The sequence below is a fragment of the Limnospira platensis NIES-39 genome, from assembly GCF_026000695.1.
Lineage (GTDB): Bacteria > Cyanobacteriota > Cyanobacteriia > Cyanobacteriales > Microcoleaceae > Limnospira > Limnospira platensis.
In genome coordinates this window covers 5,453,587-5,476,773 of record NZ_AP026945.1, presented here as the reverse complement: position 1 = coordinate 5,476,773, position 23,187 = coordinate 5,453,587, and the positions used below count along the sequence as shown (strand labels likewise).

The following is a 23,187-nucleotide window of genomic DNA, read 5'->3' as shown; positions in this document are numbered from 1 at the left end:
CAAGTGTATAGTAGTATTTATGTGGCTGAGGATGGCATTTTGGCAGCTAAAATGAGGGTTAAATCATCATCGGTGCGCTGATTGACCCTAGGCGATCGCAAAAATGAAATTAACTGTTGTTCGGCTTCTGTGCGATCGCCGATAGTTTCCACAAATCTAAATAAGGGCGAAAAAAATGGAGGGTGTGGTTTACCTTCCGGCATTTTTAATCCTAACATTTGTAAACCATCGGAAAATATAGCCAGATACTTAGGCATTCCAGACCATACATGAATTTGAGCAGATTCTAAAGCATTGGGGGAAACCAGAAAGGTAGTTTCGTTTAAATATTCGCCACTGGCGGGAATAGTTAAAGCCATTAAAGTTCCCTGTTGATCTTCAACTACGACCGCGCCATCGCCTATCTGAACTATAGCAATGGTAGAATCGGTAATTACCCCTAAAATCAATGTGGTTGCTAGTTCCCGCGCCAATATATCCCTGTGGTCGGCTTCGGCTTCGATCGCCTGTTTGGTTTGGTTAACGACGGCTAACAATTGAGTATTCCAGTCCACGGTGGCGGTATCCTCAACGGAGGATAGATACTCTTCGATTAATTGGGTGGCGGTTTTAACTGCTAGTTGCGCTCCGACATCAGCAAGGGAAGCTGAACCGGCACCATCGGCTACGGCTACAATGAATTGATGGGGGTCAATCTCCCGATAAATATGAGCGTCTTGACAGGGAAGGGCTTGCTTTTCGTGACTGCTTCCAGCCACGGAGGCTGAGATAATTTGCCAGTAGGCAGAATTTGGGTTCATGGTAAAAGGTCTGCGATCGCATCAGTTTTTGGCTAGACAGTTCCCCATCCTGGCGGTGGTAGGGCTACCTGTTCATCGACTTTGGAGTGAGAAACTGTTTGCATACTGGCCGATAGCCAAATGAACATTTCCCGAAAATCTAACCCTTTCAGTTTCAGGGGGGTTCGTTCGGCAATCTCTCCTAAGCGCTCCATATTGGCACCTTCTACGCCTACTGCAAAGAATGCGACCTGTTTGTTGGCTTCCTCGTCTCGAATGCGTTTAATGGCTTGTTCTGTGATGCGATCGCTTTCTCCCTGGGGTTCGCCGTCGGTAATCATGAACACCCAAGGACGATAGTAGGTAATGCCATTATTGCGATACTCGGCTTTGCGACTGGCAATCATGTCTAAGGCTTCGCCTATGGCTGTTCCCATATAGGTTTGACCCTGGGCGGTTAGCATGGGGGGCTCAAAGCGATCGGCTGTGACAAAATCCTGGATGATTTTTACCTGGTTATCAAAGGTGATGACGGCAATCTCAACCCGTTTTTTGGCGAGTTCGTCTTTGATGAGGTTTTCCCTAAAAGTCATTAATCCAACATTGAGACCATCTAGGGGTTCTCCCTGCATAGATGCTGATGTGTCTAGCAATAACACACAGGGACACCGGGGCTCCGGGTTTTCGGCAAATTCAACCGCTTCCTCAAGTCTCATATTTTGATTTTTGACTCTGACCATCCACATCACCCAGAATACCAGTGAATCATCAACAATGAACAATGCACAAAGTGGCGTTTTTGTCAATAGGCATAAAAAAGGCGATCGCTTGTGGCCAGAAAACTCGTGCATCGCCAGTTTAATATTTTCGTGAGAGAATAATGTTAATCGCGATATAATCGGGGTTGTAGGCTATATTTTTGCAAAAAGACAGAGTAAGCCATTGGATGCGATTTATTTGATGTTATCATAACCCCCAGAATCTCGTCAACTTTTTGCGAGCAATTTTCCATAAATCTGTAATAATTCTTAACAGTCTTTTGAAAATCCAATACCTTGGGGATTGTAGATTATCAGAAATTATGAATAGCCAGCTATATCAATAGTCTGTTTAGGAAGATTAGCTATAATAGTCGCTAATTAATTATTAGATAGCAAATGATGATTAGCAATAAAGAAAGAATTGGGGACGCTTTAGAGTTATTAGCTGAGGGCTTATATCCTCCGTTTAAACAGGAAATGAAAAACAAATATTCAGACCAATGGCAGGAGGAAGCTCAAAAATATATCACCAAATACAAAAACATGAAAAAGCGAGAATTGGAGGAGAGGCTATCTCAAGATATCGGAGCATTACTGCAAGTTATATCGAATAAATGGGATAGTATTTTTAAAAACAATGAAAATGTTGATAATCAACATAAGGGGATAATATTTGAGTTAATCCAACTTAGGAATAACTGGGCTCATGGGAATGAATTTTCTGACCGAGATACAGAACGTGCTATAGATAACATGGTGCTGCTGTTGATGGCTTTTCAGGGTGAAAAATCCATAATTAATCAATTAAAACAACATCAGGAGATTATGTTAAGTAAAATTATCGAAGACCAAAATATGGATCCTGACCGAGAAAAAAAACTGCGGCGAGAATTATCGAAATTGCTGAAAAAAATACCTTTTCAAAATGTGGATTTACTCAATCACGCCTTAACTCACAGTTCCTATCTATATGAACACCCGAAGGAAGTTAAGCGGGATAATGAATTGTTGGAGTTTTTGGGGGATTCGGTGTTAAATTTTATATCGGGGGAGTATCTTTATCATAAGTATAAAAGTGTGGGTAATGAAGGGGATTTAACTAAGTTGCGATCGGCTTTGGTGGAAAATAAGCAGTTGGCTAAGTTTGCGGAAAAATTAGCCCTACAACAATATATCAGATTAGGGAAAGGGGTGGCGCTGAATCCTTCCTTATTAAGCAATACGTTTGAGGCGATGATTGGGGCTTGTTTTTTGGATTCTGGGATGAAGAAAGTACAGGAATTTCTACAACCTTTGTTTGATTCGGTGATAGCTGAAATCACTTCGCTTTCTCAAGGTAATTCGGGGAAAGTGGCGGCGGACTCGAAAAATAGATTACAGGAATGGGTGCAAAAAAATATAGGTCCAATTACACCAGAATATGAGACGATTAAGGAGGAAGGAGCAGACCATCAAAAACAGTTCACTGTACAGGTTATGGTTGAGGGTAAGGTTTATGGACAGGGTAAGGGTTTGAGCAAGAAAGAGGCTAGTAAAAAGGCGGCGGAAAAGGCTCTGGATCAAATCTATAAACTGGGTTTATGATGGGTAAATGTTGACTAGATAACCTGAAATTGTGATTAACTTGGAGTTACTGGAAAATGTCAATTTCTGCGAATGATGAAAATGTGCAACCGGAAGTTATCCGACTCCATGAGCAAGCGGTTTTGTATTTAAATGCAAGGAATTGGGCAGAAGCGATTAATTGTTGTGAAGAAGCGTTAAAAATTGACTCTAATTTTGCGTTGTCTTATCAAACTTTGGGAACTATCAGACAGTTACAAGGGGATTATGTGGGGGCGGAGTGTTGTTATCATAGTGCTTTGAAAATTGCGCCTAATTTTGCGGAGGTTCATGCTAATTTGGGGAGTCTGTACGCCAAAAATCAACGCTGGAATGAGGCGATAAATGCCTATGAAAGGGCTATTGAGATTCGCCCTGATATGGGGGGAGTTTATCGGAATTTGGCTAAGGTTTTTAGGCAATGTGGTGAGCCAGAAAGGGCGACAGAATATTGGTGTAAGGCTATTTTGGTAAGTGCGGACGGGGTGAGGTTTAAGGATTATCTCAATTTGGGGAATGAGTTACAACAGCAGCAGCAATTAGAAGAGGCGATCGCTATTTATGAAAAAGGAATTTTAAACTATCCGGCGCAATCAGATGTATTGTATCATAATTTAGGGCAAATTTTCGGACAGCAGGAAAGGTGGGAAGAGGCGGTTAAATGCTATGAAAGGGCTATCGAAATTAACCCTAACCAGTTTTACTATTATTATGGACTGGCGCAAGTTTTGAAAACTCAGGAAAAATGGTCGGAATTAATTCCGGTTTGTCGTCAGGCGATCGCTTTAAAACCTGATGTAGATTGGCTGTATATGAATTTAGGAGATAGTTTACTAGCGACGGGAGAAATTGAAGAGGCGATCGCTAATTATCGGGAAGCGATTAGACTCAATCCTCAGCTTTCATGGTTATATCAAAAACTAGGTCACGCGCTGAAATTAGTAGGTAATATTGATGAGGCGATCGTGTCTTATGAAAAAGCGATCGCCCTGAAACCAGAGTTAATATGGCTTTATGATATTCTAGCACAACTGTTAACGGAAAAGGAACGTTGGCAGGAAGTACAAGACCTATGTATAGAGGCATTGAAGCGCAAACCAGACTTTATAAAAGCCTATCATCATTTGAGCAAAATACTCAAAAATAGGGGTTTAATTGAGGATGCTAATAATGCGTTGATTTTTAAGAAATTATCATCAAAATTTATCCAGGAAATATTGCCTAATTTATCAGAAAAAACGACGGATAGCCAGACTCATCTCAGTATTAAATACATCCTGATATACCCAGCCCAGACCCTTGAGATTAAACCAGCCAATATTTTAATTCCTAACCTTCCCGAAACATTGACAACCTGTCAGATATCAACGGGAGATTTCGGCGTGGCTATTGTAGAAAATGGGCGTGTGTGGGGAGATATGGCGACCAGTGCAGTGTTCACAGATGATGGCAAATTAGTGACTGATTTAGCTAGTGGTGGGGCGGAGTTTGTGGCGGTATCGGAACACCTACCGCCACCGGAGGAAATTGATGGGGTGGTTGCGTTTTTGTCGGTGCGTTTTGGGGGGGGATATTTTCACTGGATGTTAGATATTATGGCACGTTTTCATTTATTAGAAGCTGCGGGAATTGACCTGAACTCAATTGATAAATTTGTGGTAAATGCTTGGGAGACACCTTACCAGAAACAGGCTTTAGAGACCCTAAAAATTCCACCCAAAAAAATCATCAGTAATAAAGATATCAATCATCTGAAAGCCACGCAAATAATTATCCCAACTCCTAACCTTTCATCCCACCGAGGCTTACAAATTAGCCAGTGGAATTGTGATTTTCTCAAACAAACTTTTTGTCCGAGTTTGGGGGATACTAAACAGCGAATTTATATAGATCGCACCCTAGCACCATCTCGCCAGGTCTTGAATAATTCCCAGGTGATAGAATGCCTAACACAGTTTAATATTAAACCAGTACAATTAGAATCAATGACTCTTGAACAACAAGCGGAACTTTTCGCTACTTCCGAAGTGATTATTAGCCCCCACGGTGCGGGACTCACTAATTTAGCTTTCTGTCAAACTGATACCACAGTTATTGAAATCTTATCCCCAGATTATTGTCCGTCAATTTATCGATTATTGAGTGGTATTTGTGAACTCGAATATTATCCGATATTAGGAGATAATTTGCCGGAAAATGAAGCCAAACTTATCGGCAAAAATATTAATATTGTCATCAATATCGACAGGCTTATGCAGACAATTCAAGCCGCTGGTTTGGCTTAATCTTAAAAATAGGGCGGCATATACAGCAACGGATATCCCGCCCCTTTCACCAGTTCCTCAATCGATCGCCTTTATCTCATCCATATTTGAGGATTTCCAAGGGTTCTACTTTGGTACTATACCCGCAGTAATAAATCTCCGGTTTATTGACTCCCCATGGATAGTTAAATTGTGGTTAAAAGATTACTGAGACTGGTTATTCCTGGGAACAGACATAATCAATCATATTAGATGTGGCGTGACTGCTTGGGGAATATACTTCATCGTAACCGCTGACATACCAGGTGCGTGAGTCACAGTAAGCTATTGCATAGATGGTTTCTTCACCAATGCTATAAATAAATCTCAGCCCTTCCCGGTTCCGTGAAATACTATCAGCATCTACATATACATCTTCCCCGGTGGCAGCCTCACCCATAAAAATCCAATTTTCCGCCCAAGCTGGGACAATTCCCCAAGAAAATGCGGTCAAAGCTATACCTGCCATTAAAGACCAAGATTTGGTTTTCATGAAACCTATTGCTCAAGTTTGTTTGTAGTTTGAGCATAACTTAACTTTGCTAAAAAGTCTCTAGGAAAAATCAAGATTTACCAACAAATTAAGGGAGGCTCAAAATCTATCAAAATCAGAAAAATTGCTCATCCCCCTTCGATGAAAGGTTGTTGATTCTACTATCATAAATTTGATTAAGCTATCAATTATACCAATGGTTAATTAATCATAAAAATCAGTCACAAGATACTCTATATAACTTAACTAACAGGTTCAACTGTTGATTGTCAATGGCTTTGACTTGATCGGAACCGCTGAAACTGTGATAAGTTGTTATGTTATTAATCCTAATATCTGATCAAGGAGAGTAGGGGAATCAATGTCTACACCCACGATTAACCCTTGGCTTATGTCCAGTCCAACTTTAAACGACATCATCCATAGAGACCCCCTAGCGGTTGTTCCTAATACCTCCCTCATGGAGGTCATGGCTTTAATGAGTCAGGAGCCCTCAGACCAGTGGGGAACAGAAAACTTCCCCCCTAACAGTTGTGTACTGGTGGTGGAAGATGGGAAATTGGTGGGTATGTGGACGGAAAGGGACGTGGTGCAGCTAATTGGTGCGGGGGAAAATCCGGGGGACTTGGTTGTGTCTGAGGTGATGAGACAACCCCCGGTAGTTCTGCGAGAAGCAGATGAGCTGGACATTTATGCAATTATTCAAAAATTAAAAACCCATAAAATTCACTATATCCCAGTTCTAGATGAGAAAGATTATTTAACTGGAATAATTCCTGAGTATCGGGTGATAGAAAAACTTTTTGATTCCCATACTAACCATGATATTCTCAGTAGAATTAGCCCCACTAAGCTGCAACAGCAACTGGCACAATTTAAGGCTAAATTACAAAATACCAATGCCCAACTACAGGGGGAAATCAGTCAACGGGGTATCATCCGCATGATTGAACAAAAATTGCGAACTGGTGAACCGAATTTTCTGACATTTTTTGATGCTTTGACTGATATTATCCTGATTATTAATACTCGCACCAATTCGATTCAGACTCCCCGCAAGTCCCGGCAAAATAATCATGAATACCTAGGTACAAAATACGAGGGTAATACATCTCCAATAATTAACCAAACTCGGCAGCTATTTTCTCCTGATTACCCGGACAATATTTTTAGAGAAAAAGTTAATCAATGTTTGCAAACGGGGAGAATTATCAATTTTGAATATCATCTGAATGTGGAAGGTGATTGCTTGTGGTTTTCGGCAAATATCTCCCCCATTTCCTCGGAATCTGTAGCTTGGGTTGCTCGTGATATTACTGAAAATAAGCGAGCTGAATCAGCTTTAAAAAGTCTGACGGCGGAATTGGAACAACGGGTACAAGAACGTACCCTTGAACTGCAAACAACTAATGAAATGCTCACGAGGTACTTGCAACAACAAAAAGAGTCAGAAAAGGAGTTATTGAAAGCCCATAAAAAACTGCGATCGCACGTGGAAAATTCTCCTCTAGCTGTGATTGAATGGGACCCAGAATTTAAGGTACAATATTGGGGAAAGCAAGCGGAAAAAATCTTTGGGTGGAAGGCTGAAGAAATCATAGGTATTTATTGGGGAGAATGGCCAATTGTTTTTGAAGAAGACCTACAATTAGTAGAAACAGTTATCGGTGATTTACTCGGAGACAAAACCAATAAAAATATTTGTAAGAATCGTAACTATACCAAAGACGGGAGAGTAATCTACTGTGAATGGTATAACTTAGTATTACGGGATGAGTCCCATCAGGTTATATCGATTTTGTCATTAGTTCAAGATGTGACTGAACGGGAGTTATTAGAAATTGAACGTTGTCAGGTTGAGGAGGCTTTGCGGGAAAGTGAGGCTCGCTATGCGACTCTTACAGATATTTCTCCGGTGGGGATATTTCGGACTGATGCTGAAGGTAAATTTGTCTATATCAATGAGCGTGGATGTGATTTGGTTGGCTGTTCAGTCATGGAAATGTTTGGGCATGGTTGGACTAAAAGGCTTCATCCTGATGACCGAGAGCGGGTAATTAATGAATGGAATAAATGCGTTAATAATCATCAAATGTTTCAGTTAGAATATCGTTTTTGTCATGGTGAAGGCCAGGTGGTTTGGGTTTTTTCCCAAGCTGTTCCTGAGCTAAATGATGATGATGAAATAGTTGGTTTTGTGGGAACTCTCACTGATATTAGTGAACTAAAATCCGCTGAAAAATCTCTGCAAGAATTGAACCAAGACTTAGAAATGCTGGTGGAACAGCGAACATCTCAACTACAAGAAACTAACGAAAAGTTGCGAGTTGAAATTGCGGAGCGACAAAAAATTGAGGCGGAAATTGCGACTAAGGCTTATCAGCAGGCTATGGTAGCTGAAGTTGGACAAAAAGCTCTCTTGGGTATTGACTCGGAAATATTAATTCAGGATATTGTCGGGATGGTGGGTCGATGTTTACAGGTGGATTATTGTAAGTTATTAGAAATACGGGTGTCTCAACCCGATCGCCTGACTGTGGCGATCGCTAACCATCAACACACCCATAATCATCGCTTAACAACTGACAAATATCACCAGGTTTACTCATTTATTTTACCTGAATCATCAACTACACCCTCTCCTAGCCACCACCGGAAGCTCAGACCAGAACTATCCTCGAATATTTATAACTTTCCCCATATTAATGGTATGAGTATTCCCATTGAAAGCCAAAATTCTTATTATGGTATTTTGGGAGTTTATACTACGGAAACCAGAGAATTTGTGCAGGAGGATGTACACTTTCTGCAAAGTGTAGCTAATGTTTTAGCAACGGCGATCGAACGGAAACACGCCGAAGATAAATTAATGAACTCCCTTAAAGAAAAAGAAATTTTGCTGAAAGAAATTCACCACCGAGTTAAAAATAATTTGCTAGTAGTTTCCAATTTATTAGAATTTCAATCTGATTACACTGACAACCCGGAAGTAATCAAACTTTTGTCAGATAGCCAGCAACGCATTCAATCTATGGCTCTGATTCACGAAAAACTCTATAAGTCAACTGGTCTGGATCGGATTAATTTTGGGGACTACCTCAATGATTTAGTTGAGCAACTATTTGACTCCTACGGTACAGAGGCTCACACAGTTGAGTTAGAATTAGATATAGAATCCGTTGAACTTAACCTAGAAACAGCTAACCCTTGTAGTTTAATTGTCAATGAACTGATATCTAATGCTTTTAAACACGCCTTTGTAGATGAACGTCCCGGTAAACTTGGGTTAGAACTTCATCAAGACAATCTGGGTATTATTACTCTGATTATCAGAGATAATGGGGTGGGGATTCCAGAAGGACTAGATATTCGCAATGTGGAATCCCTAGGAATGGAGTTGATCTGGACTCTGACTGAGCAGATAGAGGGTAACTTAGAACTATTGGACGTAACGGAGGGAACAGCATTTAAACTGACTTTCTCGGAATTGTCCTACAGACAAAGATATTGAAATTATTAAGTTGTTATATGAGAACATCAATAATGGTGATCAATTTTGTATAATTACGATAATTTTCAGTATACCAAACCAACTAGGTGCAATACCATGAACACTGTCCAAATTATGATTGTCGAGGATGAGTTATTAATTGCTAAAGGATTGGCCAGAAAACTCAAGTCTTTGGGATATACTGTAGTGGGGATTGTTTCTTCTGGAATAGCGGCGATTGAAAAAGTAGCCGAAACCAACCCAGATTTGGTGTTAATGGATATTGTTATTAAAGGGGATATGGATGGGATTGAAACCGCCGCTAAAATCCAGGAAAAATATGGAACTCCGGTAATTTACCTGACGGCTTATGCTGATGATAGCACCCTAGAAAGAGCCGAATCTACTGGCTCTTATGGTTATCTTTTAAAGCCTTTTAAGGAGCGAGAAGTTCATGCAGCTATTCGCATGGCATTAAAGAGATATGAGCAGGAAGTACAAGTCAAGGAATCTCTGAATTTATTTCAGGAGTTAGAAGCTGAAAAAACACGACTGTTATCCATAGCATCCCATGATTTAAAAAACCCTCTAACTTCTATTCAAATGTCTACGGATTTGTTAGCTAAATATGACTCGAAACTAGATGAGCAGAAAAAACTTAAACATTTTCAGCGAATCCAGTCATCAATTAATAGTATGAATCAATTACTAGAAGATGTCTTAACATTAAGTAAGTCTAGTTCGGGAAAATTGACTTTTGCTCCTAAGTTAGTTAATGTGGTCAAGTTTATCCAACTCTTAATAGACCAGTTAATGGTGCAAGTGAATGACCAACACAAACTCGAATTAAGAACCTCGGGAGATTTAGATGATCCGATCATGTTAGATGACAAATTGCTGGGTCATATTCTAGCTAATTTATTATCCAATGCTATCAAATATTCTCCCGATGGTGGGGTGATTAATTTTGATGTTATTCGCCAAGAAAATCAGATAATTTTTCGGATTAAGGATGCGGGTATAGGTTTCCCACCAGAGTATATACAAAAGCTATTCCAAGCCTTTGAACGTGGTTCTAATGTCGGAAACATCAAAGGTACAGGATTAGGATTATCTATTGTTAAGCAAGCTGTAGATTTGCATGGAGGAGAGATTACTGTTGACAGTGAATTAGGACAGGGAACCACATTTACAGTGATTTTGCCAATCACAGAGGTTTCCTAAATATCTAAATATGGCATAATTGAACCTATTAACTGATTTAACCGATCTAGGTATAGGTACAAAATTAGAATAAACGAAAGCAGAATTAATATGGCTAAAGTTTTAGTAATTGAGGATGAAGAGACAATTCGGGAGAATTTGGTAGAATTACTGGAGATAGAAGATTTTGATGTGATCTCGGCTGAGAATGGCAAGTTGGGTGTACAACAGGCTCATAAACATTTACCGGATTTAATTCTCTGTGATGTGATGATGCCTGAGTTAGATGGTTATGGAGTATTAAAGGAGTTAAGATCCCATATGGAAACGGCGACAATTCCGTTTATATTTTTAACGGCTAAAGCCGATCGCGATGATTTACGGGAGGGGATGAATTTAGGAGCGGATGATTACCTAACTAAACCCTGTTCTATGGAAGAATTGTTAACAGCGATCGCCATCAGATTAGAAAAACAGTCTTTAATTAAACAGCAGTCGGAAATACAGATGCGGGAATTACGGGAAAATATCACCCATTCCCTCCCTCATGAATTACGAACCCCCCTAAATGGCATCATCAGTAATACGGAGTTACTACTCTCAAATTTAGACTTATTTGAACCGGATGAAATCAAGGAAATTTTGCAAGATATTAGGATTTCCGGTCGCCGCCTCTATCGTTTAATCATCAATTTTTTGCTATATGCAGATTTAGAAATTATCGGTTTAAATGTAGAAAAAGTGCGATCGCTCCGATCCATTCAGGTCAAAGACAGCCAATCAGTTATTATCAAAGCCGCCACCCAACAAGCCCAAGAACACCAAAGGGAGACCGACCTAGAATTTGACCTAGAAAATGCCACAGTACAGATGGCAGCTAACCAGCTTGAAAAATTGGTAGTAGAATTGATTGATAATGCCTGTAAATTTTCGGAACCCGGTACACCAATTCAAGTAATTAGTCAAGTAGGTGAGGAATTTTTATTACTCAAAATAAGCGATCGCGGTCGAGGGATGACCCCAGAACAAGTCAGCAAAATCGGCGCTCATATACAATTTGAGCGAAAACTGTACGAACAGCAAGGCTCAGGACTAGGACTGAGTATCATTAAATGTATTGTAGAACTACATGGCGGCCAGTGGAGACTTGAAAGCGAACCTAACCAACAAACCACCATTTCCCTAGAGTTACCCCTAGGCTTGGATGTACTCCCAAGCTGAACTTAATAGCTTGACAAAACGCACAAAACATGGTATCAGCAAGCATGAGGACAGGGAGTCCTTCAATAGCAGCAAGACTCCCTATTCGATGAACTGAGGATATAGGTTGATGGGCAGGAATTACATCATTCCCATGCCACCCATGCCACCCATACCACCCATACCACCCATACCACCCATACCACCCATGCCGTCCATATCTGGCATTGCTGGTTTAGGCTCAGGCTTCTCAACCACGAGAACCTCAGTGGTAATCACCATTCCCGCAATTGAGCCAGCATTTTGAAGGGAAGAGCGAACCACCTTAGCGGGGTCTAAAATGCCTGCCACAATCAGGTCTTCAAACTTACCTGTTAAAGCATTGTAGCCAATATTAGAGTCACTGTTACGGACTTGTTCAACAATTACAGAACCCTCAACCCCGGCATTATTAGCAATTTGACGCAGAGGCGCTTCTAAAGCTCGTGCCACAATTTTAGCTCCCAGCTTTTCCTCTTCTATGGTGAAAGTCGAAGCCAGTTGCTCTACCTTTTTGACCAAGTGGATTAAGGTTGTACCACCACCGGGAACAATTCCCTCTTCCACAGCAGCTTTAGTGGCATTCAGAGCATCTTCAATACGGAGTTTACGGGATTTTAGTTCAGTTTCCGTAGCGGCACCAACTTTAATCACGGCCACACCGCCAGCTAACTTAGCAATGCGTTCTTGCAGTTTCTCCTTATCATATTCGGAATCAGTTTCTGCGAGTTGTTTACGCAATTGTTCGACCCGCTGTTGGATCTCACCTTTATGACCGGAACCAGAAACAATGGTGGTGGAGTCTTTGTTGATTGTGACTTTAGTGGCTGTTCCCAGCATCTCTATGGTCGCTGTTTCCAAGTTTAAGCCGATTTCTTCGGAAATCAACTGACCTCCGGTTAGAATGGCAATATCTTGGAGCATGGCTTTCCGACGTTCACCGAAGCCAGGGGCTTTAATACCGGCTACGTTCAACACACCCCGGGCTTTGTTGACAACTAGGGTGGCTAGGGCTTCCCCGTCGATGTCTTCGGCTATAATTAGCAGGGGTTGACCAGAACGGGCGACTTTTTCCAGGACGGAGACAATATCCTGAATGGCACTGATTTTTTTATCGGTGATCAGCACACGAGTATTATCTAACTCTACTATCATCCGTTCGTTATCGGTGATGAAGTAGGGGGAAATATAACCGCGATCGATTTGCATCCCTTCCACAACTTCTAATTCAGTGGTTAGGGACTTGGACTCCTCAACGGTGATTACTCCGTCTTTGGTCACTTTGTCCATGGCTAGGGCGATCATCTCTCCCACTTCCTTATCATTCCCGGCGGAAACTGTGGCTACCTGTTCGATCGCACTTCCTTCAACGGGTTTGGCTAAGGATTCAATTTCTTTAACCAGATACTGAATGGTTTTATCAATTCCCCGCCGCAAAGCTACTGGGTTGGCACCGGCCGCCACATTCTTCAAGCCTTCTTGTATCATGGCTTGAGCCAAAACTGCTGCGGTGGTAGTACCATCTCCAGCCACATCATTGGTTTTAGCTGCTACTTCTTGAATTAACCGCGCCCCTGTATTTTCTAGGGGGTCTCCTAATTCGATCGCTTTAGCTACGGTAATTCCATCACTGATAATATCCGGTACGCCAAATTTTTTCTCTATCAGTACATTGCGACCTCTTGGACCGAGGGTAACACGAACTGCGTCTACTAGGGCGTTGACTCCCCGCTCGATCGCTCGCCGTGATTCTTCGTCAAAGGCTACGATTTTTGCCATATTACACCTAATTTAGCTCTCCAAATAGTCAATTTAGCACTCATGGTGTACGAGTGCTAATTAGTGGAAACCGTACCAAATTGGGGTGTGGATGGTCCCAAGTTATCACTCCTGGGGGGTAATGGGTGGTCTAAGCCATGACCATGCCACCATCAACATTGATAACCTGACCAGTGATATAGGCGGCGGCGGGGTCAGCAGCCAAAAATCTGACTAACCCGGCGACTTCTTTGGGTTCACCGTAACGACCGAGAGGAATAAATTTCAGGATCTCTTCGCTATTCTTTAAGTCTTTGGTCATGTCTGTGGCTATAAACCCCGGGGAGACGGCATTAACTAATACTCCCCGACTCGCAAATTCTTTGGCTAGGGTTTTGGTTAAACCTATGACTCCGGCTTTGGCGGCGCTGTAGTTGGCTTGACCGGGGTTCCCCATTTGACCGGCTACGGAAGCAATATTGATGATCCGACCCGATCGCGCTTTCAGCATGATTTTAGCTACGGCGCGACAGCATAGAAACACTCCGGTTAGGTTAAGGTTGATTACGGCTTCCCAGTCGGAGGGTTTCATCCTCAACAATAGGGTGTCGCGGGTGATACCAGCATTGTTAACTAGGATATTGATGCCACCACACTGGTCTACAATATCTTTGATTAGCTGATCTACTTCCTCGGCTTGGGATACGTCGGCTTTCATGGCGATCGCCTCTCCTCCGGCTTCCGTAATTTCGGCTACTACTTTCTCGGCCGCTGTGCTAGAACTGGCATAGTTGACAACTACTTTAGCCCCTTGTTGGGCCAGTTCTAATGCGATCGCTGAACCAATACCCCTAGATGCACCAGTTACTAAGGCCACCTGCTGTTTTAACTGCTGCATTGATTCTGGTAACATTTCCATCGGCATTTGTCCTTTCTGGTTAACTTCCAACTTAACTATGATAAGGGTAATGGGGTTTGAGGTATCGGGATATATAATGGGAACTTGAGCAATAGCTAATTCATGGGGATTATGGCAGTTAAAAAGCAGTTTCATAATTTTCAGGAACTTCTTGATGGTTCCGAAGTCCCGGTTTTGGTGGACTTTTACGCGACTTGGTGCGGTCCTTGTCAAATGATGGCTCCGATTTTGCAGGAAGTTAACCAAGAGATGAAAGAACAAATCAAAATCGTCAAAATTGACACCGATAAATATCCGCAAATTGCCTCGGATTATCAAATAGAAGCTCTCCCAACTTTGATATTTTTTAAAAATGGTCAACCCGTAGACCGTTTTGAGGGGGTTAAACGCGCACCAGAACTGATTAAATGGCTTTATGGGTTGCTGTGAACTACCGGGAGTAGCGATCGCTTGTGGGGATGTTCCTTTCATAGGCGATCGGCCATCATACTTGAAATTCCTCAATAAATCCCTTATGGTGATTAGGCTTAGATTTGGTGTGGTAGTCCTGGATGTATCCCTTTTCTGGTTCCGGTTGTGGTGACATGAAACCACACAATAGTAAAGCTATTAATACTTGCACCCCGGAGATTTATGGTCTTTTACCTGTTCCCGAAGGTCCGTTAACGATTTCTGGAGAAGTTCCACCACCAACGGATTTAGATCGTCCGTCAATTCTGCTGTCCGTAGCTATTCCTACTTTTCGGGAAAGCCAAAACATACCCATCTTGATTGATCGCCTCACCGGGTTATTAGATCAACTAATTCCTCGACAGTATGAGTTGATTGTAATTGATGATGATAGCCCCGATCGCACTTGGGAAGTCGCCGCCAACATAGCCAGTTATTATCCCCAGTTGCGGGTTATGCGTCGCCGAGGAGAAAGGGGTCTGTCAACGGCCGTAATTAGAGGCTGGCAGGTGGCGGGGGGTGAGGTTTTAGCTGTCATTGATGCTGACCTACAACACCCATTGGAAACTATACTACAATTGTGGTCTAAAATTCAGTCCGGGGCTGATTTAGCTGTGGCTAGTCGTCATGTTTCCGGCGGTGGGGTTAGTGATTGGAGTTTGGCGCGACGGATTTTATCTCGTGGCGCACAAATGCTGGGGTTGATCATTTTACCCGGGGTGGTGGGTCGGGTTTGTGATCCTATGAGTGGTTATTTTATGCTGCGGCGCGATACCCTGGCTAATATCGACCTCAACCCCGTGGGATACAAGATTTTGATTGAGGTCTTGGGTCGGGGGAGAATTGCTAACATCCAGGAAGTGGGCTATGTCTTCCAAGAACGTCAGGAGGGATATAGTAAAGTTACCAGTAGGCAGTATTTTGAGTATTTACAGCATTTGCTAAGATTGCGGATCGATAATTGGCCAGTGGGTCGGTTTTTCAGATTTGCAGTGGTGGGGTTTAGTGGCTTATTTGTTGATATGGCTATCTTTTATCTGTTATTAGATGGCTGGGGTTTACCCCTGACCCTAAGTGCAGTGCTATCGGCGGAAATGGCGATTATCAATAACTTTATCTGGAATGATCAATGGACTTTTCGGGATTTGTCTCGCCAACAGTCTGGCGGTCATCGAAGACTTAAAAGATTGTTAAAATTTAATCTGATTTGCCTGATGGGGTTAGGATTGAATGTAATAATACTCAACCTGTTGGTTTCAGTGTTGGGCTTAAATGCCTATATGGCTAAATTGGGTGCGATCGCGATCGTGACATTTTGGAATTTCTGGGTTAACCTCAAATTGAGTTGGCGAGTTACAGAGGTAAAACCGTAAATTTGGCGATTCTAGCTAGAAGTAAAACCTCATATTTATGGAAAAAATCGATCAATTTTTACACCCAAGACTTATGTGATTTAGACCCAGATGATTTGCTCAAATCCCCAGCAGGTATTGAAAACCTAAAAACTTATACATAAATCAGTTAATTGATTAGTAAATTTCATCAAAGTAGAAAATTCTATGAAGGACATAATTGATCATCATGAAAGTTTCTATAATTGTTAGCGATTTATCCTCCCAAGGGGCCGGCAGGTGGGGTGGTGCTGTGCGACCGTTTTTGTTGGCTAAAGCCCTCAAAAAAATAGACTGTGAGGTGGAAATCGTTGGTTTCTCTCGCCGAGATAAAGAGGGGTTAAGCTCTAGTCCAGATGTGCCAATCATTGCCATCCCAACTCATCCGTCCTATCCCAAGTTTTTGGCTTCAGTACCCAAATTGTTTGGTCACATTACTGGAGATGTTATTTACGCTTATAAGGTGAAACTACCCAGCTTAGGTATAGCTTTGCTACATAAAATCAAAAGTGGCTGTCCAGTAATTGTAGATATTGATGATTGGGAGCTAAGTTGGAATGGTGGTGATGAGTATCAATATAAACCCTCGATATTTCAACTATTAAAGGATATATTGGAACCGGGTGGAGCATTGCAAAACACCGATCATTCAATATATTTAAAATGGGCAGAAAAGTTAGTGGCTAAGGCTGATGCTGTCACTATTCACACTCGCTTTCTGCAAAGTCGATTTGGCGGAATCATGGTTCCCAACGGAAAAGATACGACCTTGTTCGATCCGGGTCGGTACGAGCCACACCAAAGTCGGGTAAATTATGGATTGGAAGGGTATCGGATTTTGATGTTTCCGGGTGCTCCTAGACCCTATAAAGGGGTAGAAGATGTATTGATGGCTCTCGATCTGATCGACCAGTCAGATTTGAAGTTGGTAATTGTTGGGGGTAGCCCCTATGATAATTATGATGATATACTCATGGAAAAGTGGGGACGCTGGATTATCAAATTGCCAAACTTTCCAGCCGAAAAGATGCCGGAGATCGTTGCCGCCGCCCATGTTATTGTGGTTCCCCAGCGCGATCACCCGGCGACTAGGGCTCAGTTTCCCCTGAAGCTGACCGATGGGATGGCGATGGCTAAACCTGTCTTGGCGAGCCGGGTTGGTGACATTCCCGAAATTTTAGGAGATACTGGGTATTTGGTCGAACCGAACTCTCCCGAACAAATTGCAGATACACTCAAACTGATATTTGAAGATTTAGACGTGGCTAATCATAGAGGATTACAGGCTAGACAAAGATGTGTAGAATTGTACAGTATTGAGGCGATGGCGAATGTTCTGTCTAATGTGATGGATCAAGTTATGTAAATTTTTACAACTCTGGGGAATAATTGATGTCATCGCAAAAATTACTGTTAAATTTTTCTAGAAAATACCCGATCAGAATTGTAGTGATCGTAATTCTGGGGTTTTCAGGGGCGATATTCAATGGGATCAGTACGACCCTAATTGTCCCGATTATTCTCAATATATTAGGGGTGCAAGCTAACCTAAAAGATGCCCCGGCATTGATTCAAAATATCATGTCTCCATTTGACTCAGTGCCGGAAATATACCGTCTGCCTTTAATGACAGGAGCTATTTTACTAGCGATTATTTTAAAAAATGTAACTAACTATGTTAAAAGTTTGGCGTCCAGTTCGTTAACTCGCACTTTAACCGCTGATATGAGAGAGTCAGGCTTACGGTTATTGCTGAATGTAGATTTAGACTATTACTCTCAAATGAAGGTGGGGGATATCGTCAACAGATTAGGGGGTGAAATCAGTAGAGCATCAAGTACCATTAGCACGTACATCGGGATGCTTATAACATCGATTACAATTTTAGTATTTGTGGCGATGCTGTTGGCAATTTCCTGGCAACTGACATTGGTAGCTACAGTTTTGCTTTTATTGGTTACAGCCATTAATCAGATAATAGTTAATCGCTCTAAAAGATTTGGCCAAAAATTGTCAGAACTATCAAGAGGTTACTCAATTAAGCTATTAGAAATTCTTAATGGTATTAGATTGGTTAAATCGACAGGAAATGAAGAAAAAGAATATGAACAAGTTAGTCAGTTAATTCGCGATCGCGAAAAAGCGGATTTTGAGGAGCAGGTAAACTCAGCAGCTATTGGACCCATCAATGAAGTCGTTAATATTTTAGTGATTCTTTTTTTAGTGATGATCGGCAGGATATTTTTGCAAGAACAAGTATCATCATTGGCAACCGTTCTGCTAACCTATTTATTTGTACTATTTAGAACTCTTCCCCTAATTTCCGGGTTAAATAGCTCCCGAAGTCAAGCAGCAAATAAATCGGCATCCGTAGAAATTGTGCATGACTTTTTAAGGCAGGATAACAAAAGTTTTATGAAGAATGGTGACCAAGAATTTAAGCGTTTAGAGAAGGAAATTCATTTTAATCAAATCTCTTTTGCTTATCCAGGGCATCAAGATATGGTCTTAAAAAATATCGATTTGCACTTGCAACGGGGAACTACCTTGGCCTTGGTTGGTGGTTCTGGTTCAGGAAAATCAACCTTAGCATCCCTACTCCCTCGGTTTTATGATCCCACTCAGGGTGCGGTTATGATAGATGGAAAAGATTTGCGTGATTTTGACATAAAAAGCATCCGAAAGGCTATGGGAATTGTGAGCCAGGATACATTTTTATTTAATGCCTCAGTTCGCTACAATTTAGCTTATGCCAAGCCAGATGCCACAGAAGAACAAATCATTGATGCAGCTAAACGAGCCAATGCTTATGAATTTATTGAAAATTTGCCCCAGGGGTTAGATACCCAGATTGGCGATCGCGGTGTGTTATTATCGGGAGGTCAAAGACAGCGACTAGCCATTGCTAGAGCTTTGCTACAAAATCCCGATATACTGATCCTAGATGAAGCCACCAGTGCATTGGATACAGTCTCAGAAAGGCTGGTTCAAGAAGCCATTGAAGAACTCAGCCGAGAACGGACAACTTTAGTGATTGCTCACCGCCTTTCCACTATTCAAAAAGCCGATCAAATTGCAGTTTTAGATGAAGGAAAAGTAGCTGAAGTCGGCAGCCATGATGAACTACTAGCTCAAGGGGGAAAATATGCCCGCCTCTATACTTTGCAGTTTGCCGACGAAGCCGAACGCGATCAAGCAATTATCAAGAGTTCCTACGATGTTCGGACTCGTCTCAATCCCATGATTGGTTTTCTGCAATTACTGTCAGAGGATATGATCGATGAACCCGAAGAACGCGAAGAACTCTTAAATGAGTCTTATCATTCGGCTACCCACATTCTGGAAAGTTTAGAGTTTATCGAACAAAGTGTCAAACTGCGGCTAAGTAAAAGGCAAGAATCATCCTCAAATTAAGGAATAAATTTGACATGGCTAAACATTACCTATTTTTTACTCAAAAGACTCTCCCTCAACCTAACGTAGCGAGTTTAGTTCAAGTGGTTCATTCTGCCAATGCAGCGGCTAATTTGGGCTACCAAACTGTTTTGGCTTATATGAGTCCCCAAAAGTCCACTTTTAACCCAATTGGGTTAATGCGACCCTTTAATCCCCAAAAGCCAGACCCACAACTTATTCAACAATATAATATCCAAGAACATCTGAAAGTCTCTCCCTTACCCATGCCGTGGCCTGTGAATGCCAAGTGGGGCGGTAAATGGACAAACTCTAGCACTGTTGTATCAAAATACTACTTGCCTGTTCATATCAAACCTTATACTAAAATTGTTCATACTCGAGACTGGAATTTCGCTAAAGCTGCCATTAAACATAGATTACCAGTCATCTATGAACAACACCATTATGATCAGAAAAAATTTCCGCCAGAAATTGTTAGATCTCCCTGGTTTCAAATAGCGGTTACAGTAGCAGATACCGTTAAAGATAATTTGATTGCTAACGGTATGCCTCCCGAAAAAACTATCAAACTTCATAACGGCTTTAATCACCTATTTATCTGTAGACATGAACAAGAAGCCGAAGAATGGCGACAAAAACTTATCCCAAATGAACGCAAACATCTAGTTGTTTATTCCGGGGGACTTTATCCATTTAAAGGTGTGGATATGCTCATTGATGTGGCTAAAAAATTACCCAAAATTCAATTTGCATTTGCTGGAGGTAATGAATCTCAGGTACTAGAATACCAACAGAAAGCCAAAGATAACCAAGTTGATAATGCTGTCTTTCTGGGTTTTCTCCCTCAAGAGCAACTCGCCAGTTTACTGCAAGCGGCTGATGTTTTAGCTCATCCTCATCTGATGACTGAGGCAGCCACTTTTACGTCTCCTTTAAAGTTTTTTGATTATCTGGCATCAGGAACCCCCATTGCCGCCAGCGAAATTCCTCCGTTAAGGGAATTTAAGTCATCAAATATTGCGGTGGGATGGTGTGAACCAGACCATCCCACGCTTTTCGCTGAGTGTATTGAACAAGTTTTGTCAACCTATCCGAGAAAGACAGGAGGATATCCAGAAACTATTGAGTTTGCTACTCAGTTTTCTTGTGAAAATCGAATCACTAAAATTCTCAGTTATGTCGATGAATCAATGCGACCAGAGTTAGTTAATTAATCATAGGTACAATCAAAATGGAACCCAAAATTGTTGGTATGATTACCAGTTACCCAAACGCAAATCAAACAGATTGGTTGTGGCAACAAACCCCTGCTCATTTTGGCAGATGGGGAAATATCGCGATCCAGTCAACTCATCCACATCCTGATTTCTTACTCCTGTATCAATTGGATTTTCCTAAGCCTCGTCAAAAAACTTCCTGGCGCGATCGCCTGCGAGACTTGGTTAAACCACAGCAACCATCACCCGATATCAGGGAAAAATTTAGGGGTGTTCCCAAAGAACGCATGATTTATCTGCTCCGAGAACCGCCTTTAAGTAAAGTCGTTGAAAGAACTCAATATAACTACCAGCAGGCTGAATTGTATTGTGATTATGTTTCTGGACCAGATAACTTTGCTCCAGTTCCTGATTATATGCCAGCCATTTGGTATCATCATAATTCCTTTCGAGAACTTAATGAAATGGAACCACCCACCAAAGAGCTTTTTTGTTCTTGGATTACTTCGGGAATTAATCGCAGTGAAAACCATCAGCAGAGGTTGAATTTTTTAGGACTAATGCAAGAGGTAAATGTAGAGTTTGATTTGTATGGCCGCCAGTTGCCTCCCGCCTCCAACTATCGAGGACAACTGAGTAATAAATGGCAGGGTATGGCACCTTACTACTATAATTTAGCGATTGAAAATTATGCTGACAATGATTTATATGTGAGTGAAAAGCTCTGGGATTCTTTGTTGGCTTGGTGTTTGCCAATTTATTATGGAGGACCGGCGGCCGATAAGTTATTACCACCTGGCAGTTTTCTGAGATTGCCAAGCCTGGATGAAAAAGGGTTAGAATACATTAAGGAGGTGACAGCTACTGCTGATGCTTGGTATGAAGCTAGAGAGGCGATCGCCGAAGCCAGACAAATTATTTTGCACAAGCTTAACTTACTCGCTTGGTTGGACAATTTTGCCAAAAATCATTAAGCATGGAGCAACTCAATGGCTAATAATTCTCAAGAGGGAAATACCAAAAATTCTCAAAGATTGTGGGAGTTGGATGTGCTGCGAGGAATAGCAGCATTAAGTGTCGTCTTATTTCATTACACCAGTCAGTATAGTACACTGTATGGGCATTCCGATCAAGTCTGGTTTTATTGGGGATTGGGACGACATGGAGTTGAGTTTTTCTTTATTGTCAGTGGTTTTGTGATTTTGATTACCCTGGAAAGAACGACAAGCTGTTTAGACTTTATAATCAAGCGCTTTTCTCGACTGTATCCGGCTTACTGGGTGGGGATTATTTTGACATTTACAATTACAGCGATCGCTCAATTACCAGAGCTGCAAGTCAGCTTCCCAGACGCTGTATTAAATCTGACAATGTTTCAATGGTTATTTAATGTTCCCAATGTAGATAAGGTATATTGGACCCTCAGAATTGAAATTTGTTTTTATATAATGATGTTACTTATCTATAAACTGAGACTTTTAAAGCGTGTGGAAGTAGTCGTATCAGGATGGTTAGCATTAACTTTATTCTATTCGATTAAAACTTATATGGCAAGCCGAGGATTTGGATTTTTAGAGAATGCAAATTACTTACAAGCAAATAATCATTTATTCATGGGTAGTTTAATAGCCGATAACTTTGATTATTTGTCAATGGGAATAATCGGCAACTTAAAAAGCATAGTACGCGAGCTAGTCATCATAAAATATGCACATTTATTCATAGCAGGGTTAATGATTTACAAGGTAAATAAGCAAGGCTTTTCGATTCATAGATTCCTGATAATTATGATTTGTATTTTAGCCCAAAGATTTGCTTATCCCTGGGAAAATTCTTGGTCTACAACTATTATAGTAGCAAGTTTTATAGTGTTACTATATCTGGGAACTCAGGGTTATCTGAAATGGCTCAGGTTGCAGCCGTTAATTTTTTTAGGCACAATTTCTTATAGCTTATACCTAATCCACCAAAATATCGGCTATGCCTTAATTAGACAACTTTACCAATATGGTTTTAATCCTAACCTAAGTATTATCCTAGCCATCATTTTGTCTATAGCTTTGGCATCTGCTATCACTTTTATGATAGAACTACCGGCTAATCAGTGGTTAAGGTTAAAATATCAAGAATATCAGAATAAGTTGGTGTCATCAACTTGAACCCAA

The 23,187-nt window shown here is 41.3% G+C and carries 17 protein-coding genes; 12 read left to right on the top strand and 5 right to left on the bottom strand.

Annotated features, from left to right (window positions below; all coding sequences use genetic code 11):
• Window positions 1-17: 17 nt before the first annotated feature.
• Both N39L_RS26690 and N39L_RS26685 read right to left on the bottom strand, forming a co-directional pair.
• Complete coding sequence (locus tag N39L_RS26690; RefSeq protein ID WP_006619749.1) at window positions 18-800, bottom strand: PP2C family serine/threonine-protein phosphatase; 783 nt, start codon at window positions 798-800, stop codon at window positions 18-20.
• Window positions 801-832: 32 nt separating this feature from the next.
• Window positions 833-1,495, bottom strand: coding sequence for a vWA domain-containing protein (locus N39L_RS26685; protein WP_014276881.1), 663 nt, complete (start codon window positions 1,493-1,495; stop codon window positions 833-835).
• Between the two features lie 444 nt (window positions 1,496-1,939).
• Here N39L_RS26685 and rnc point away from each other — a divergent pair, with 444 nt between their 5' ends.
• Together rnc and N39L_RS26675 are read left to right on the top strand one after the other, a co-directional pair.
• Window positions 1,940-3,124 carry a ribonuclease III gene (rnc, locus tag N39L_RS26680; protein WP_234933429.1) on the top strand — a complete coding sequence of 395 codons (1,185 nt, stop codon included), beginning with the start codon at window positions 1,940-1,942 and terminating at the stop codon, window positions 3,122-3,124.
• Between the two features lie 56 nt (window positions 3,125-3,180).
• Window positions 3,181-5,427, top strand: coding sequence for a tetratricopeptide repeat protein (locus tag N39L_RS26675; RefSeq protein WP_006619752.1), 2,247 nt, complete (start codon window positions 3,181-3,183; stop codon window positions 5,425-5,427).
• A gap of 196 nt (window positions 5,428-5,623) precedes the next feature.
• On the opposite strand, the gene N39L_RS26670 is transcribed toward N39L_RS26675, so the two are convergent.
• On the bottom strand, window positions 5,624-5,938 hold the full coding sequence (locus N39L_RS26670; RefSeq protein WP_006619753.1) for a hypothetical protein: 315 nt from the start codon (window positions 5,936-5,938) through the stop codon (window positions 5,624-5,626).
• Window positions 5,939-6,299: 361 nt separating this feature from the next.
• Here N39L_RS26670 and N39L_RS26665 point away from each other — a divergent pair, with 361 nt between their 5' ends.
• From N39L_RS26665 to N39L_RS26655, 3 genes are all read left to right on the top strand, one after another.
• Window positions 6,300-9,449, top strand: a complete 3,150-nt coding sequence (locus N39L_RS26665; RefSeq protein ID WP_006619754.1) for a PAS domain S-box protein — start codon at window positions 6,300-6,302, stop codon at window positions 9,447-9,449.
• 96 nt (window positions 9,450-9,545) lie between these two features.
• The gene (locus N39L_RS26660; RefSeq protein ID WP_006619755.1) at window positions 9,546-10,652 is read left to right on the top strand and encodes a hybrid sensor histidine kinase/response regulator; all 1,107 of its coding nucleotides are present in this window, start codon (window positions 9,546-9,548) and stop codon (window positions 10,650-10,652) included.
• Window positions 10,653-10,742: 90 nt separating this feature from the next.
• On the top strand, window positions 10,743-11,852 hold the full coding sequence (locus N39L_RS26655) for a hybrid sensor histidine kinase/response regulator (RefSeq protein ID WP_006619756.1): 1,110 nt from the start codon (window positions 10,743-10,745) through the stop codon (window positions 11,850-11,852).
• Between the two features lie 120 nt (window positions 11,853-11,972).
• Here N39L_RS26655 and groL read toward each other — a convergent pair whose 3' ends face one another.
• Window positions 11,973-13,649, bottom strand: coding sequence for a chaperonin GroEL (gene groL, locus N39L_RS26650; protein WP_014276880.1), 1,677 nt, complete (start codon window positions 13,647-13,649; stop codon window positions 11,973-11,975).
• A 130-nt stretch (window positions 13,650-13,779) separates the two neighbouring features.
• Complete coding sequence (gene fabG / locus N39L_RS26645; protein WP_043469113.1) at window positions 13,780-14,547, bottom strand: 3-oxoacyl-[acyl-carrier-protein] reductase; 768 nt, start codon at window positions 14,545-14,547, stop codon at window positions 13,780-13,782.
• 102 nt (window positions 14,548-14,649) lie between these two features.
• Here fabG and trxA point away from each other — a divergent pair, with 102 nt between their 5' ends.
• The 7 genes from trxA (at window position 14,650) to N39L_RS26610 (ending at window position 23,181) form a co-directional block, all read left to right on the top strand.
• Window positions 14,650-14,976: a thioredoxin gene (gene trxA / locus N39L_RS26640; protein ID WP_014276878.1), complete on the top strand. Its 327-nt coding sequence runs from the start codon at window positions 14,650-14,652 to the stop codon at window positions 14,974-14,976.
• Between the two features lie 122 nt (window positions 14,977-15,098).
• Window positions 15,099-16,370 carry a glycosyltransferase gene (locus N39L_RS26635; protein ID WP_014276877.1) on the top strand — a complete coding sequence of 424 codons (1,272 nt, stop codon included), beginning with the start codon at window positions 15,099-15,101 and terminating at the stop codon, window positions 16,368-16,370.
• 208 nt (window positions 16,371-16,578) lie between these two features.
• The gene (locus tag N39L_RS26630; RefSeq protein ID WP_014276876.1) at window positions 16,579-17,754 is read left to right on the top strand and encodes a glycosyltransferase family 4 protein; all 1,176 of its coding nucleotides are present in this window, start codon (window positions 16,579-16,581) and stop codon (window positions 17,752-17,754) included.
• A gap of 26 nt (window positions 17,755-17,780) precedes the next feature.
• Window positions 17,781-19,802 (top strand): ABC transporter ATP-binding protein, encoded by a 2,022-nt coding sequence (locus tag N39L_RS26625; RefSeq protein ID WP_043468613.1) that lies wholly within the window; start codon window positions 17,781-17,783, stop codon window positions 19,800-19,802.
• Between the two features lie 14 nt (window positions 19,803-19,816).
• Window positions 19,817-21,019 carry a glycosyltransferase gene (locus N39L_RS26620; RefSeq protein WP_006619765.1) on the top strand — a complete coding sequence of 401 codons (1,203 nt, stop codon included), beginning with the start codon at window positions 19,817-19,819 and terminating at the stop codon, window positions 21,017-21,019.
• A gap of 17 nt (window positions 21,020-21,036) precedes the next feature.
• Window positions 21,037-21,996 carry a glycosyltransferase family 10 domain-containing protein gene (locus tag N39L_RS26615; RefSeq protein WP_014276874.1) on the top strand — a complete coding sequence of 320 codons (960 nt, stop codon included), beginning with the start codon at window positions 21,037-21,039 and terminating at the stop codon, window positions 21,994-21,996.
• 15 nt (window positions 21,997-22,011) lie between these two features.
• The gene (locus N39L_RS26610) at window positions 22,012-23,181 is read left to right on the top strand and encodes an acyltransferase family protein (RefSeq protein WP_014276873.1); all 1,170 of its coding nucleotides are present in this window, start codon (window positions 22,012-22,014) and stop codon (window positions 23,179-23,181) included.
• Window positions 23,182-23,187 lie beyond the last annotated feature (6 nt).